This is a genomic window from Gordonia sp. UBA5067 (assembly GCF_002414845.1).
In the GTDB taxonomy this organism is placed as follows: Bacteria; Actinomycetota; Actinomycetes; order Mycobacteriales; family Mycobacteriaceae; genus Gordonia; species Gordonia defluvii.
On record NZ_DIAX01000045.1, the window covers coordinates 101409 to 115847 of the forward strand.

Genomic DNA, 14439 nt, shown 5'->3' on the forward strand with positions numbered 1-14439 from the left:
CAAGAAGCCCAAGAAGGAGAGAGTCATGACAGAGGCAGTGTTGACGATCTACCGCGACGGGCTGGACTTCTTCGGGTCGATTGTGCAGGCTGTCCCCGATGGGGCCTGGCAGCGGCCGTCGCCGTGCGCTGGCTGGACGGCGTCGGACGTCCTCGGGCACGTCGGCGAGACCACCAAGTTGGGGGCCAAGATTCTGGGCGGCTTGCAGGCGGCACCGACCGCCGCGGAGCCGCCCTCGACCGCGATCGATGGCGACCCGGTGCTCTGGTGGCTGCAGCAGGCCGGTCAGGTGCGCGCGGCCCTCGACGCCGGAGTCGACCTCGACCGCGAGGTCGTGAGCCCCATGGGGCGGCGCCCGATACGGGAGGGCATGTCCTTCCCCGCGGCGGACCTCTACTTGCACGGCTGGGATCTGGGCGCGGCAACCGGCAATCCGGTGACGATCCCCGGGGATGCGATCGCCTTCATTTCGGGGATGTTCGAGTTCGTCCCCGTGGAGATCACCCGCAGTCCCGGCGTCTTCGGTCCGGCGGTGCAGGTGGGTGCCGATGCGACGGCGACGCAGCAGCTGATCGCCTTCACCGGTCGAGATCCAGCCTGGTCGCAGTAGGCGCGACGCCGTGAGCGAGCAGTCGGAGGCGCGACCGTCAGGTCTGTCCGTGTGCCCGGTTGCGGCCCAGGTAGCGGCAGACCAGGTAGATCACGAACGAGATCGTCGTGACGAACACCGACACCGGAAGTCCGGGGGCCAGCGACAGGATGAGGCCGCCCACGGCGGCAATCTCGGCGAACAGGATTGCCAGGCCGGTGACTACCGCCGGGTTTGAGGACACGCGCATCGCTGCCGCGCCGGGGGTGATGAGCAGTGACATGACCAGGAGGGCGCCGATGATTTGCACGCCCTGCGCGCAGGCCAAACCCATCAGCACGGCGAACACAATCGACAAGGTCCGCGTCGGGACTCCGCTGGCCATGGCCACCCGGGGGTCAACGGATGCGAACAACAGCGGCCGGTAGATGACGGCGAGAACGGCGATCACCACTCCGGTGGTGACCGCGATGGCGGTCAACCCGCTGATTCCGACACTCACCACCTGGCCGGTGAGCATTGCGAAACCCTTTGACGCATTGCCGTAGAGCGCAAGGAACAGCACGGCCAGACCCAGGCCGAACGCCATGACGACGCCGATCACCGAATCTCGTTCGCGCGCACGATTGCCGAGAAACCCGAAGGTGAGGGCAGCGATGACGGCGCCGATGACCCCGCCGATGTTCACGCCGACCCCGGCGAGGAGTGCCGCAGCGGCACCGGTGACGGACAACTCGCTGACACCGTGGACGGCGAAGGACATCTGACGTGCGACGATTAACGGTGAGAGCAGCCCGCCGAGGAGGCCGAGGAGCGCCAGGGCCAGCACCGCCTGCTGGACGAAGTCGCGGGCGAGCAGGTCGCCGGTCGTCGCCAGGTCGAAGAAGCTACCCACCGAGCACCGACTCGTCTGCGCAATGGTGGCCGTCCTCGGCTCCGAGGACGACGAGCCGAGCACCGATACGTGCGACATCGACGCGGCTGCCGTAGAGCGCGGAGAGGACGTCGGTGGTCATCACTTCATCCGGGGTGCCGATCACGAACCGGCCGCCAACCAGGTAGAGGACACGGTCGACGTAGGGCAGGACCGGATTAATCTCATGGGTCACGAACACCAGCGCGGTGCCCTCGGTGCGTCGGCGCTGGTCGAGGAGTTCGAGGATCCGTTGTCCGCTGCCCGGGTCCAAGCTCGACATCGGCTCATCGCAAAGCAACAGTTCTGGGTCGCGGGTCAGGGCCTGCGCGACGCGCAATCGCTGCTGCTCGCCACCGGAGAGCAAGCCGAATGGACGTGACGCGAATCGCGCTGCGTCCACCTGGGCCACCGCCGCGGCGACGAGTCGCCGTCTGCGACGGCGATGGCGCCATCCCACGCCCCACGAGGCGCCATCGACGCCGAAGCCGACCAGGTCGAGTCCGCGAACCGCGAGCGGATCGGCGTCGTCGGCATGCTGCTGGGGAACGTACCCCACGCTGCCCGCGACCTCGACCGAACCTGCGGTCGCCCGAAGCTGCCCCAACAGCATCCGGAGCAGCGACGTCTTGCCCGATCCGTTGGGGCCCAGGACGGCAATGAACTCACCGGGCCGGATCGATAGTGTGAGCCCGCGCCAGAGTGGGCGGCCGCCGAGGGACAGTTCGACGTCGGTCAGCTCGACGAGCGGACTATCGCGCGGCGTCCTCACTTGTCGAGGGCTCTGGCGAGGGCGTCGATCTGACTTCCCTGCCACACGAGGTAGGAGGTGACACCAGCGGGCAGCGATTCGGTGAGGGTGACCACCGGAACGCCCGATTTCTCGGCGGTGGCCCGCACTGCTGCGGTTACCGGATCGACGGCCTGGGTGTTGTACAGGAGTACCCGTGCGGTGCGTGAGGTCAGCAGATCGTCGAGCTTGGCGCGGTCGGCCGCCGATGGCGACTGCCCGTTCTCCACGGCCGCGGTGAAGGCCGGCGGTGATGCATCGACCAGTCCCGCGGCGGCGATGAGGTAGCCGGCCAGTGGCTCGGTCTGGGCGACTCGGGTACCGCTATGACGGGCCGCGATGCCGTCGAGCTTGCCGACCAGCCCGTCGAGCTGCCTGCCGAAGTCGGCGGCATTGCGCCGGTAGTCGGCGGCGTGATCGGGGGCGTGTTCGGCCAGGGCGGCGGCGAGTGCGTCCGCCGATCTGCGGACCGCGGTGAGGTTGTAAAAAACGTGCTCATTGGCGCTGTCTGCACTGTGCTCGGGGCGGGCGGTGTCGTGGCCGTCGCGATCCTGGCCCCCGGGCCGGTCGCCGACGCCGATGAGGGCGGCCGCGTCGATGACGGTCGCGGTCGGCGACTTCTTCGCCTTGGCGAGATATTCGTCGTAATGGCCGCCGTTCATCAGGACGATGTCGGCATCGGATACCGACGCGGAATCGGCGGCCGATGGGGTGAAGTCATGCGGGTCGCCATCGGGTGTGGTGTAGAGCGCTCGCACGGTTCCACGGTCGCCGACGATGGCCTGTGCGACCGAGCCCCAGACCGTGGTCGAGGTGACGATCAGGGGCCGGACGACCGGGGAGTCGTTGCCAGATCCGGTCGAGCACCCGCTCAGGGCCGCGGTGGCGATGAGCCCCGCAGCCGTCGCGGCGGCGATCAGAGAGTGACGGTGACGCAACGTGGGCCTCTTTCGGGGGATCGCGGCGGATGACGGACCACCATTAATGAAAATGGTTTCCGAAAGCATATCGCGCCACCCCGGGTCGCGTGCAATCGTCCGGCCAGGGGGCTAGCCGACGACGACGGGCGCGACGAAGCTCCGCAGCATCCGCTCCTCGTCAGCAACGCCGGTGCCGGGGGTGGTCAGCAGCGAAAGCATCACCCGGACGAGCCATCGGGCACGCTCCTCGGCGTGGGGAACCTGGTCCGAGCCGCTGAGGAAGTTTCGGGCCAGGGTCTCGATGACGGGGGAGACGGTGGCTAGTTGCGCTGCGGTGGCGACGCCGTCGGCGCGAAACCAGGTCGCGAACGCCGGCGTCTCCCGCACCATCCGCAGTGCGGTGGTGACCGCGGTGACCAGTCGGTCGACCGCGGTGCCGCTCGGTGCGGAGTCGGCGACCCGCCGGGCGAGCCGCGCTGCCGACCGGTCGATGAACGCGGTCTGCACCGCCTCGCGGCTGGGAAAGTAGCGATAGAGCGTGGCGCGCGAGCAGCCGACCTCGGCGGCGAGGGCTCGCATGGTGACGCCGTCGACTCCGTTGGCCGCGTACAGTCCTTCGGCGGTGTCGAGAATCCGCTGCGCGGCGGCATCGTTGCGCTCCGCCTGCCACATCGCGGCTGGCGCGGTCACGCCGATCGCCCAGGATAGAAGGGCACGAACTCGGGCCGCCGGACGTAGTTGCCCGGTGCCCAGCGGATCCCGTCCGAATCCACCTCGAAGGCGGGAAACCGGGCCAGGAGTTCGGTGAGTGCGACGCGGGCCTGCATGCGGGCGGCGGCCGCGCCGAGGCAGTGGTGGTTGCCGTGGCTGAAGGTGAGGATTGACCGTGGTTCGCGTCCAACGTCGAGCCGCTCGGCATCCGGGCCGAACCGGCGCGGGTCTCGATTGGCGGCGCCGTAGCACAGCAGTACCTTGCGCCCGGCGGGGATGATGACCGGCCCCCGCGGCGTATCGGTGACGGTGACGTCGACGGTGGTCGTGCGCGCCAGGCCCTGCACCGGAGAGGTCAGCCGCAGCAGTTCCTCGACGGCCGGCGTGATCCGGGCCGGTTCGTCGAGGAGTAGGCGCCGCTGATCGGGGTGTGCGGCGAGGAGGTCGACACTGCCGCCCAGCATGCCGGTGGTGGTGTCGTTGCCGCCGGCAACCATTGTGAAGGCAAACGCCAAGATCGACAGCAGGCCGTGCGGATCATCGGCTTGGCCGGCGGCCACCAGTGCGGACACCGTGTCTTCACCCGGATGGTTGCGGCGGTAGTCGATCAACTCGCTGAAATATCCGAGCATCTCGGCGGTGGCCGCCCCCGCTCCGTCCCCGGCGAGGGCGGTCGGCCCGCCGCCGGCATTCGCGCCGACGATGGCCTGCGTCCACCCGTCGAATCTCGACCAGTCCGACTCGGGCACGCCCAGGTAGTGGGCGACCACCATTGACGGCAGTGGCTTGAAGAGGGACCCGACGATGTCGACTGCGGAGTCCGCGGTGGCGGCGATCTCGGCGAGGCGTGCGACGACGAACTCGCGAACGCGGGGTTCGACCTCGATGACCTGCTTCGGTGTGAAGCCGCGGGCCACGAGTTTGCGGAATTCGGTGTGGCCCGGCGGGTCTTGCATGACCAGCGGCGGATGCTCGGTCATCCCGATCGCCTCCAGTTCGCCGTAGCTGACGGTCAGGCCCTGCGCGGATGAAAAGGTCGTCGCGTCGTTCGCGGCCGCCCACACATCGGCATGGCGGGTCAGTACCCAGTACTCGGCGGGGGAGTCGCCCGGTGTTGCCGCCGGACTCGTCGCCACTCGGTGGACGGGATCGTGCTCGCGCAATTCCCGATACATGGTGAAGGGATCACGCCAGCTGTCGCCGGAGCGCAGCCGGAACCTCGGTGGATGTGACACAATTGAAGACATGATTCAAGAATAAGACACAGCACGACAAGTGTCTATCGCTGCGGTGTTCCGCGCGCCGAGCCGGTGCCGGCCCAGCTGCGGCGTAACCTCACCCGCGTGGCAGGCGTCGACACCCAGCAGCGACCGGCGCCGACGATCCCGACACCGGCGGTGGCGGTCATCTACGCGGCGGCGCTCGGCGCACTTATCTGGCACCTGTTCGCGGTGCCGCTGTTCGACGGCTACGGGCTTTTCACCAATGGCGTCGATACCAAGGTCTATCGGGGCGGCGCACGTGCCGTCCTCGACGGCAGACACCTTTACGACGCCCCGGCGTATCGCTATTGGTGGTTCACCTACCCGCCGTTCGCCGCCCTCACGATGCTGCCGCTCGCACTCGTCAGCCAGGCCCATGCCATTCGGCTGATGGAGGTGGCCACCGTTGTGTGTCTGTTCCTGTTCATCGTCCTCACCCTCCGCGGGCTGGGGTTCCGCTGCGATCGGCGATTCTGGGCAACCGCGGTGGCCGCGACGATTGCCGCCACGCTGCTCGAACCGGTGCACACAACCATCTGGCAGGGGCAGGTGAATCTGATTCTCGCGGTCCTCATCGTGGGCTGCCTCACCCTGCCGGTCGGCCGGTGGCGGGGAACCGGGGTGGGACTGGCGGCCGGAATCAAGCTGACCCCGATCCTGTTCGTCGCCTATCTGGTCATCACCCGCCAGTTCCGTGCCGCGCTGACCGCGGCCGCAGTGTTCGCGGCGACCGTCGCGGTCGGCCTGGTCGTTCTGCGCGACCAGGCCTGGAACTACTGGAGAAATCTGGGTGACACCGCCCACATCGGTGTCGAGTCGGCTCCGGCGAACCAGTCCATCCACGGACTGCTGGCGCGCCTGGGCGTACTGGGTGTCTGGCAAGCGCCGACCTGGCTCTGGGTTCCGCTCGGGGTGGTGGCCGGGTGTGTCGGGCTGTACGCGGCCTGGCGGGCGCAGCAGGCCGGCGCAACGATACTCGCGATCACCCTCGTCGGGATGACCACGTGCGCGATCGCGCCGTTCAGCTGGGGGCATCACTGGATCTGGATCGTCCCGCTGCTGTTGCTGGCGGTTCTCTGGGCCGGGGACTCGGTACGCTGCGGCCGGCCGCGCACCTGGGTGCGCTGGTTGGTGCCGGCCGCGATCGCGGTGGGGGGCCTGGCATGGCGGGTTCAGGAACCACTGGGCGGCCGGCTGGTGTGGCGAACCGGCAGCTTCCGGGTGTTCTGGACGCCCGGCGCCCACGGCTGGCAGGCCGCGCTCGCGGTGGCCGGCTCAGCCTCCTACCTGGTGATATTCGCCGGATCGGTGGCGGCGACCCTCTGGTGGTCCGGGCGCGCCCGGCGGCTCGAGGACGCATCGAGGTCGGGGTGAGACGCGGGTTGTCGACGCGGTGACGGCGCTAAGGTGGAGCCATGCCTTCCGTGCTGCCCCGTCGAATCGCGATGATCTCGGTGCATACCTCGCCGCTGGCGCAACCGGGCACCGGTGACGCCGGCGGAATGAATGTGTACGTGTGGCAGACCGCGCTTCGCCTCGCCCGTCGCGGGGTCGAGGTCGAGATCTTCACCCGGGCCACCTCGTCCGGCGATGCCCCGGAGGTCCACGCCGCACCCGGCGTCCTGGTGCGCCAGGTGCCGGCCGGACCGTTCGAGGGTCTGGACAAGGCCGATTTGCCCGCTCAGCTCTGCGGCTTCTCGGCGGGCGTGCTCGGTGCCGAGGCGGCGCACGCCAGCGGGTACTACGACCTCATCCACTCCCACTACTGGTTGTCGGGCCAGGTCGGCTGGCTGGCCGCGAACCGCTGGGGTGTGCCGCTGGTCCACACCGCGCACACGCTCGCCGCAGTCAAGAACGCGTTCCTGGCCCAGGGGGATACCGAGGAGCCGCGGTTGCGGATCATCGGCGAGCAGCAGGTCGTCGACGTCGCCGACCGACTGATCGCCAACACCGCGACCGAGTCCGATGAGTTGGTGTCGATGTATCGCGCCGATCCGGACAAGATCGACATCGTCGCCCCCGGCGCCGATCTCGATTGCTTCACCGTGGGCGACGCCGCGGCGGCCCGCGCCGAACTCGGCCTCGACGCCGACGAGGTGATCGTCGCCTTCGTGGGCCGCATCCAACCGCTCAAGGCCCCCGACGTGCTGGTGCGAGCCGTCGCACCGCTCATTGCTGCCGCGCGGGCGGGCACGCGCGCCCCGCTGCGGCTACTCATCGTCGGCGGTCCGTCGGGTACCGGTCGCGAGCACCCGTCTGCACTCGCCGACCTGGCCGCGGAACTCGGCGTCGCCGACCGGGTCACCTTCCTCCCGCCCCAGCCGGCGCTCCGGCTGGCCCAGGTGTACCGGGCCGCCGACGTCGTTGCGGTGCCGAGCTATTCGGAGAGCTTCGGCCTGGTCGCCATCGAGGCGCAGGCGTGCGGTACGCCGGTGATCGCCGCCGAGGTGGGCGGACTCGGTGTCGCCGTCGCCGATGGGCTCACCGGCACCCTCGTCGCGGGCCATCGGGTCGCAGATTGGAGCAACGCCGTGGAGAAGATACTGGCCGATCCACAACGGCTCGCCGCGATGGCGGCCGCGGCCCGCGGCCACGCCGAGCAGTTCTCCTGGGACCGCACCGCGGACGGTCTACTCGCCTCCTATGCGCGGGCGATCGAGTCCAGGCGGGCCGGCCGGACCGGTGGAACCGCCCGGCCGCGGTGGCGCCGGAGCCGACGGCAGGGGGTGGCCCTGTGACCGGCGCGGAGGCGAATCTCGGCGTACTCGTCGAAGCGCTGGCCGAGCGCGGTATCGGCTACAGCCGCAAGTCTTCGGGCGGTCCAGACGGTGAACACGTCATCGTTGAACTCCCCGGGGAACGCAAGCTCACGACGACCGTCTTACTCACCGCGACCAGCCATGGCGTGCGGGTTGAGGCATTCGTCTGCCGTCATCCCGACGAGAACTTGGCCGGCGTCTTCAAGTACCTACTCCAGCGCAACCGGAGGCTGTACGGCGTCGCCTACACGGTCGACAACATCGGCGATATCTATCTCGTCGGCCAGATCGGCTCAGAGGCGCTGACCCCCGGGGAACTCGATCGGGTACTCGGGCAGGTCCTAGAGGCTGCCGACGGCGACTTCAACGTGCTGCTCGAACTCGGCTTCGTCACTTCGATCCGCCGCGAATGGGCGTGGCGGGTGTCGCGCCGCGAGCCACTGCACAATCTGCTCGCCTTTGAGCACCTCATCGACAAGGAGTCGCTCCCGGCACCGGGGGAGCCCCTGCCCGAGCAGTACCGCCCGAACCGGTCGGTGCCCGATGCCGGCGACGGGCCACTGGGGACGCCTGGGTGACTGTCGCTGTGCGAAGATGGCTGGTATGAGCAACGGCACCTTGATCCTGATGCGCCACGGCGAGAGCGAGTGGAACGCCTCCAACCAGTTCACCGGCTGGGTCGACGTGGCCCTCACGCAAAAGGGTGAGGCCGAGGCGGTGCGCGCGGGTGAACTGCTCATCGAGCACGACGTACTTCCCGACGTGCTCTACACATCGCTGCTGCGCCGTGCGATCAACTCGGCGCAGATCGCACTCGATCGCGCCGACCGCCAATGGATTCCGGTCGTGCGCGACTGGCGACTCAACGAGCGCCACTACGGCGCGCTGCAGGGACTGAACAAGGCTGAGACCAAAGAGAAGTACGGCGACGAGCAGTTCATGCTGTGGCGGCGCAGCTACGACACCCCGCCGCCGCCGATCGACCCGTCCTCGGAGTACAGCCAGACCAATGATCCGCGCTACGCCAACCTTGCGCGGGTCCCGCTGACCGAATGCCTCAAGGACGTGGTGGTGCGGCTGATCCCGTATTACGGCCAGACCATTGCGGCCGATCTGCGTGGCGGAAAGACGGTCCTCGTCGCCGCCCATGGCAACTCGCTGCGCGCCCTGGTCAAGCACCTGGAGGGGATTTCCGACGCCGACATCGCCGAACTCAACATCCCCACCGGCAACCCGCTGCGCTATGACTTCGACGACGCTGGAAACGTGACCGGCAAGGGGGTCTACCTCGATCCGGAGTCGGCGGCCGCCGGTGCGGCGGCGGTGGCCGCCCAGGGGCAGAAGTGACCTGGCGGGTCGGGCGACCGGCACGCTAGGCTGACGGCATGGCTGAGCTTCGCGTGGACCACCAGCCCGCCAGAGAGCGCTACGAGGCGTTCCTCGAGGACGGCGGCGTTGAAAAGTCGGTCGGATACATCGACTACATGACTGAGCCGGGCACCTTGGTGCTGACGCACACAGTGGTCCACGACCAGTTCAGTGGACGCGGGTTCGCCGGTCAGCTGGCGAAATCGGTGCTCGACGATGTTCGAGCGAACGGCAAGCAGTTCGTCCCCGTTTGCAGCTACATCCAGAGCTACGTGGAGAAGCATCCGGAGTACGCCGCATTGGTTCGCGAGCAGCACTGACCCCGGCCTGAACGCCAGGTGAACGACCATCGAATTCCGGCGGTCGGGCTGGGTTTTCCGCACCTGTGCGTCGTAAGGTTGTGGTGTGACCGTTGCTTTGATCGTCGCGACGATCGCCTGTGCGTTCGTCTGCGGCCTTGTCGTCGGTCGACTCGCCTTCGGCCAGCCGGTCTTCCGTTTCGATGAGCCCGTCACACCGCTGTCGGTCCTGCCGGCCGCACCGCCGTCGCCCGAGCACTTGAGCCCGCAGGACCGCAACGACGTCCTTCGGATGATTGTGCGTTCCTCTGAGCACGCGGTCGTGGTCGTCGAGGAAAGCGGCGATCTGGAGTTGTACAACGAGGCGGCGGTCAAGCTCGGCCTGGTCACCGGAGACGAGCTGCACCCGACGGTGGCCGAGCACGCCGCGGAGGTACTGAGCCTGCGCGAGGACGACCGGTTCGAGATGGTGCCGGTGCCCACCAATGCCGGATTCTTGGCGACCGCGCGCCCGCCGACGGCGCACCCGGTGCTCGCGGTGCGCTGTCTGGCCCGTTACGTCGAGCTCAACGGCATGCGGTTCATCCTGGTCTACGGCGACGACGACACCGAGAACATTCGTGTCGAGGCGACCCGGCGGGACTTTGTGGCCAACGTCAGCCATGAGCTCAAGACACCGGTCGGGGCGATCGCGCTGCTGGCGGAAGCGCTCCTGGAGTCGGTGGACGACCCCGAATCGGTGCGTCACTTCGGGTCTCGCGTCTCCTCGGAGAGCAAGCGGATGGGCAATCTGGTGACCGAGTTGATCGCCCTGTCCCGGTTGCAGGGCGGCGAAACCGCAGAGTTCGAACCAGTCGATGTCGATGGGCTGATCGGCGCGGCCATGACTGCGGTGCAGATTCCCGCCGAGGCCGCCCATATCACTCTGACCAGCGATGACCCCTGTGGGCTAGCGGTGTACGGCGACCGACCGCTGCTGGTTACCGCGCTGACCAACCTGCTTTCCAACGCGATCGCCTACTCCCCTGCGGGGACCACCGTTTCGGTGAGCCGGCGAATCATCGAGGCGCAGGACGAGGATCACCGCCCGATGGTGGCGATGGTGGTCACCGACCGCGGCATCGGCATCGCCCCAGCCGACCAGGAACGCGTCTTCGAACGGTTCTTCCGTGTCGACAAGGCGCGGTCGCGGCTGACCGGCGGGACCGGCCTGGGCCTGGCGATCGTCAAACACGTCGCCGCCAACCACTCGGGTGCCATCTCGGTGTGGAGCCGCCCCGGTACCGGGTCCACGTTCACCCTGGCGATCCCGCAGGCCCGCGCCGATCCGCCCGCACATCGCCAATCCCTGGAAACCAACCGGACAGAAGAGGAAGTCTCGTGACCCACGTTCTCATTGTCGAAGACGAAGAATCGCTGGCCGATCCGCTGGCGTTCTTGCTGCGCAAGGAAGGTTTTGAGGCGAGCATCGTCAACGATGGCGCGTCGGCCCTGACTGCCTTCGACCGCGTCAACCCCGACATCGTGCTGCTGGATCTGATGCTGCCGGGGATGTCGGGCACCGAGATCTGTAAGGCGTTGCGGGCGAAGTCGTCGGTCCCGGTGATCATGGTGACCGCGCGCGACAGCGAGATCGACAAAGTCGTCGGCCTCGAACTCGGCGCCGACGACTATGTGACGAAGCCGTATTCGGCGCGCGAGCTCATCGCGCGGATTCGGGCGGTGCTCAGGCGCGGAACCGAGAACAGTGCCGACGACGAGTTGCTGGTGGGCGTCCTAGAGGCCGGTCCGGTGCGGATGGACATTGACCGGCACACCGTCAGCGTCAATGGCCAGCCGGTCACGCTGCCGCTCAAGGAGTTCGACCTGCTCGAGTTCTTGATGCGCAATGCCGGGCGGGTGCTGACCCGCGGCCAGTTGATCGACCGGGTGTGGGGAGCGGACTACGTGGGTGACACGAAGACGCTCGACGTGCACGTCAAACGTCTGCGCTCGAAGATTGAGCCGGATCCGTCGGCACCGAGCCACCTGCTCACCGTTCGCGGACTGGGGTACAAGCTCGAGGTCTAGCCGCGGCGAGGCGCCTCTGTCGATGGCACCGCGCCGGACCTGTGCCGTCGGCCGGGCGCGGCCGTGGCGACCGCTACAGAATCTCGTACTTGATATCGGTGGCGCGGCGGGTTCGGGCGGCCGCGGTTGCCGGATGGACGGCGATGAGGCCCAGCCCGGCACGCCGGCGGCACACTGCGGCCAGCACCGTGTAGGCGGCGGTGCCGATCAACTCGATCAATTCGGGCGCGTAGGACTCCCATACCTGCTTGGCGCCCACATGGGCATCGGGCGACCCCGAGCAGTACCACTGCAGATCATGGCCGCCCTCGCCCCAGCCGCGACGGTCGTACTCGGTGATCGTGTCGACGAGGATGGATGAACCGTCGGGGCGTTCCTCCCACTCCTGGGTGCGCCGCACCGGTAGTTGCCAGCACACGTCGGGTTTCACCTCGAGCGGTTCCATACCCCGGAGCAGCGCCATCGCGTGCAGTGCGCAGCCCGGGCCCCGGGCGAAACCGGGCCGGTTGAGGAAGACGCAGGCGCCGTCGTGCACCCGGGTTTTCAGCGCGGGCTCATCGGCGTCGTCGTCGGCCTCCACGAGGTAGCCGCCGGGGCCGAGTGGATCGGCTCCACCGGCCAATCCTGCGAACTGCCAGTCCTCGTGACCGAGGAGCGCCACGCCGGCCGCCAGGCGTCGCCGGTCGTCGGCGTCGGAGAGATAGGCCCCATGGGTGCAGCAGCCGTCGTCGGGCCGCCCGGCCACAATTCCGGCGCAGGCCGGCGTACCGAACACGCAGGACCAGTGTGAGCACAGCCACGTCAGATCCGCCCGAATCCAGTGTTCGGGGTTGTCCGGGTCGGCGAACTCATACCATTCGCGCGGAAAATCAAGGTCTGCTTCGGGCTGCACCACTCCAACCTAATCCTCCGTCTCAGTGCGGTTGTGGGCGTGCCGGGTCGGCGCGGGCGCGGTCCACCCGCTAGCGTGGGTAAACGTGCGATTGGGAGTGCTAGACATCGGGAGCAACACGGTCCACCTTTTGGTGGTCGACGCCCACCGCGGCGGGCATCCGGCGCCGATGAGTTCGACGAAGTCGGTGCTGCGCCTGGCGGAGCGGATCGAGGCCGACGGCCGACTCGCCGCCGATGCCGCCACCGAGCTCGTCGAGGCAATCGGCGAGTTCACCAGGATCGCGAGCACGTCCGGATGTGAACAGGTCATGGCGTTCGCCACGTCGGCGGTGCGGGACGCAACCAACTCCGACGACGTGCTGACCGAAGTGCTGACGAAGACCGGGGTTCAGATCGGGGTGCTGTCCGGACGCGACGAGGCGAGGTTGACCTCCCTGGCGGTCCGGCGCTGGTACGGCTGGAGCGCCGGCCGGATCCTTGCCCTGGACATCGGGGGCGGTTCGCTGGAGATGTCGAACGGTGTCGACGAGGAGCCGGATGTGGCGCTGTCGGTGCCGTTGGGCGCCGGACGACTCACCCGCGACTGGCTGCCGGGCGACCCGCCTGACCGTCGTCGCATCAGCGTGCTCCGCGACTGGCTCGACGCCGAGTTGAAGCCGGTGGCGGCCGAACTGCGTGCCCCGGGCCGGCCGGATCTCGCGGTGGGCTCGTCGAAGACCTTCCGTAGTCTGGCGCGGCTCACCGGGGCGGCGCCGTCGAGTGCGGGGCCACGTGTGCGCCGACAGTTGACCGCCAGCGGCCTGCGGCAGCTGATCGCATTCATTTCCCGGATGACCCGCGCCGACCGCGCCGACCTCGAGGGGGTCAACGCCGAGCGCGCCGGTCAGTTGGTCGCGGGGGCGCTGGTCGCCGAGGCCGCAATGCGTGCGCTCAATCTCGATACACTCGATATCTGTCCGTGGGCGCTGCGGGAGGGCGTGATTCTGCGTCGCCTGGACTCCGATGTGTTCGACGATGAACTCCCGGGTCCGCAGTCGGCGAACTCGGACCAGAACTAGTGAGGACGTGGCGCAATGGCCAAGGATGAACCGGACTCCCGGCCGATCCCGGTGTCGGAGCTGCTGGCGCGCCAGCGGGAGTCGGCCGACGCCAGCGCCCAGACTGGCGAGATCCCCCGGGTCGCGTTTCCCCGTTCGGCCAATCCGGTGGCGCAGCGCGCCGCCCGGGCCCAGGCCGACGCCGACGTGGGCTCGGGGTCGCGTACGGCCAGTGGCATGCCCTCCTACCCGCCGGCCCATCTCTCCGGGGCACTGGTGGACCCCGACGTCGAGGCAAATCAGGTGACCGGGATCATTCCGGCGGTGGCGGAACCGCCCGTGGAGGTTCCTGCGGCGGACGACGGCGGATCTGTGACACCGGCGGCGGAGCCGGTAACCAACTCCTTCCTGAGTGGCGGCGACGACGTCGACTTCGAGTCCTACCGCAACTTCGACGATGTCATCGCGACCGACGACGGACCGAAGAAGCGCAAGCGCGGACTCTTCGGGCGCCGTCGGGGCGCCGCGGAAGCGGAGACCGCCCGCCCTGCGCCGTCCCCGCGTGCGGTCCGGCGGGCGACGCGCGCGGCCGGACCGGTGAACGTCGACGAGGTAGCCGTGGCCGAGGCTGCCGCGCAGACCACCGTCGTCGAGTCCCCTGTCGACTCGGGCGACACCACGCGCGGTGTCCCGTCCGGGCCGGTCCCCGCCGTCGAGGACACCACCACGCTGGCGCCCGTTGAGCCGGAGGATCTCTACGACGACGAGATCCCGGTGCTCGACCAACCGTTCGTCGACCCGGTGACCGGGCGCTTTGCCCCGCGCGC

General features: G+C 68.6%; 15 protein-coding genes and 1 pseudogene. 10 read left to right on the forward strand and 6 right to left on the reverse strand.

What is annotated here, in order from left to right; all coding sequences use genetic code 11:
- Positions 1 to 25: 25 nt before the first annotated feature.
- Positions 26 to 610, forward strand: coding sequence for a TIGR03086 family metal-binding protein (locus B4M62_RS07220; RefSeq protein ID WP_290706299.1), 585 nt, complete (start codon positions 26 to 28; stop codon positions 608 to 610).
- A 37-nt stretch (positions 611 to 647) separates the two neighbouring features.
- Here the strand turns inward: B4M62_RS07220 and B4M62_RS07225 are convergent, their stop codons facing one another.
- The 5 genes from B4M62_RS07225 to B4M62_RS07245 form a co-directional block, all read right to left on the reverse strand.
- On the reverse strand, positions 648 to 1484 hold the full coding sequence (locus B4M62_RS07225) for a metal ABC transporter permease (protein WP_290706300.1): 837 nt from the start codon (positions 1482 to 1484) through the stop codon (positions 648 to 650).
- On the reverse strand, positions 1477 to 2274 hold the full coding sequence (locus B4M62_RS07230; protein ID WP_290706301.1) for a metal ABC transporter ATP-binding protein: 798 nt from the start codon (positions 2272 to 2274) through the stop codon (positions 1477 to 1479). The genes B4M62_RS07225 and B4M62_RS07230 overlap by 8 nt, the downstream gene beginning before the upstream one ends.
- Positions 2271 to 3230, reverse strand: a complete 960-nt coding sequence (locus B4M62_RS07235) for a metal ABC transporter solute-binding protein, Zn/Mn family (RefSeq protein ID WP_290706302.1) — start codon at positions 3228 to 3230, stop codon at positions 2271 to 2273. Before B4M62_RS07235 ends, B4M62_RS07230 begins: the two co-directional genes overlap by 4 nt.
- 111 nt (positions 3231 to 3341) lie before the next feature.
- Complete coding sequence (locus B4M62_RS07240) at positions 3342 to 3902, reverse strand: TetR/AcrR family transcriptional regulator (protein WP_290706303.1); 561 nt, start codon at positions 3900 to 3902, stop codon at positions 3342 to 3344.
- Positions 3899 to 5170 carry a cytochrome P450 gene (locus B4M62_RS07245; RefSeq protein WP_290706304.1) on the reverse strand — a complete coding sequence of 424 codons (1272 nt, stop codon included), beginning with the start codon at positions 5168 to 5170 and terminating at the stop codon, positions 3899 to 3901. Before B4M62_RS07245 ends, B4M62_RS07240 begins: the two co-directional genes overlap by 4 nt.
- A 96-nt stretch (positions 5171 to 5266) precedes the next feature.
- Here B4M62_RS07245 and B4M62_RS07250 point away from each other — a divergent pair, with 96 nt between their 5' ends.
- The 7 genes from B4M62_RS07250 to B4M62_RS07280 all read left to right on the forward strand — a co-directional run bounded on the left by B4M62_RS07250 (position 5267) and on the right by B4M62_RS07280 (position 11681).
- A complete protein-coding gene (locus B4M62_RS07250; RefSeq protein ID WP_290706305.1) occupies positions 5267 to 6559 on the forward strand; it encodes a glycosyltransferase 87 family protein in 1293 nt (430 codons plus the stop codon).
- 41 nt (positions 6560 to 6600) lie between these two features.
- Positions 6601 to 7923: a D-inositol-3-phosphate glycosyltransferase gene (mshA, locus tag B4M62_RS07255; RefSeq protein ID WP_290706306.1), complete on the forward strand. Its 1323-nt coding sequence runs from the start codon at positions 6601 to 6603 to the stop codon at positions 7921 to 7923.
- Positions 7920 to 8522, forward strand: a complete 603-nt coding sequence (locus B4M62_RS07260) for a YbjN domain-containing protein (RefSeq protein ID WP_290706307.1) — start codon at positions 7920 to 7922, stop codon at positions 8520 to 8522. The genes mshA and B4M62_RS07260 overlap by 4 nt, the downstream gene beginning before the upstream one ends.
- Positions 8523 to 8538: 16 nt before the next feature.
- On the forward strand, positions 8539 to 9291 hold the full coding sequence (locus B4M62_RS07265) for a phosphoglyceromutase (protein WP_290706308.1): 753 nt from the start codon (positions 8539 to 8541) through the stop codon (positions 9289 to 9291).
- Positions 9292 to 9329: 38 nt separating this feature from the next.
- A complete protein-coding gene (locus tag B4M62_RS07270; protein ID WP_290706309.1) occupies positions 9330 to 9632 on the forward strand; it encodes a GNAT family N-acetyltransferase in 303 nt (100 codons plus the stop codon).
- An 85-nt stretch (positions 9633 to 9717) separates the two neighbouring features.
- On the forward strand, positions 9718 to 10995 hold the full coding sequence (locus B4M62_RS07275) for a sensor histidine kinase (RefSeq protein ID WP_290706310.1): 1278 nt from the start codon (positions 9718 to 9720) through the stop codon (positions 10993 to 10995).
- Positions 10992 to 11681 carry a response regulator transcription factor gene (locus B4M62_RS07280; protein ID WP_290706311.1) on the forward strand — a complete coding sequence of 230 codons (690 nt, stop codon included), beginning with the start codon at positions 10992 to 10994 and terminating at the stop codon, positions 11679 to 11681. The genes B4M62_RS07275 and B4M62_RS07280 overlap by 4 nt, the downstream gene beginning before the upstream one ends.
- Positions 11682 to 11754: 73 nt before the next feature.
- Here the strand turns inward: B4M62_RS07280 and B4M62_RS07285 are convergent, their stop codons facing one another.
- Positions 11755 to 12573, reverse strand: a complete 819-nt coding sequence (locus B4M62_RS07285; RefSeq protein WP_290706312.1) for a hypothetical protein — start codon at positions 12571 to 12573, stop codon at positions 11755 to 11757.
- An 85-nt stretch (positions 12574 to 12658) separates the two neighbouring features.
- Between B4M62_RS07285 and B4M62_RS07290 the strand changes: the two genes are divergently transcribed.
- Together B4M62_RS07290 and B4M62_RS07295 are read left to right on the forward strand one after the other, a co-directional pair.
- On the forward strand, positions 12659 to 13633 hold the full coding sequence (locus B4M62_RS07290) for a Ppx/GppA phosphatase family protein (RefSeq protein ID WP_290706313.1): 975 nt from the start codon (positions 12659 to 12661) through the stop codon (positions 13631 to 13633).
- Between the two features lie 15 nt (positions 13634 to 13648).
- Positions 13649 to 14439: pseudogene (locus B4M62_RS07295) on the forward strand (hypothetical protein); the annotation flags it as partial.

Excerpts from the sequence above, each read along its gene's own strand:
- mshA (WP_290706306.1), top strand. The coding sequence starts at position 6,601 with ATGCCTTCCGTGCTGCCCCGTCGAATCGCGATGATCTCGGTGCATACC.
- B4M62_RS07220 (WP_290706299.1), top strand. The coding sequence starts at position 26 with ATGACAGAGGCAGTGTTGACGATCTACCGCGACGGGCTGGACTTCTTC.
- B4M62_RS07270 (WP_290706309.1), top strand. The coding sequence starts at position 9,330 with ATGGCTGAGCTTCGCGTGGACCACCAGCCCGCCAGAGAGCGCTACGAG.
- B4M62_RS07265 (WP_290706308.1), top strand. The coding sequence starts at position 8,539 with ATGGCTGGTATGAGCAACGGCACCTTGATCCTGATGCGCCACGGCGAG.
- B4M62_RS07245 (WP_290706304.1), bottom strand. The coding sequence starts at position 5,170 with ATGTCTTCAATTGTGTCACATCCACCGAGGTTCCGGCTGCGCTCCGGC.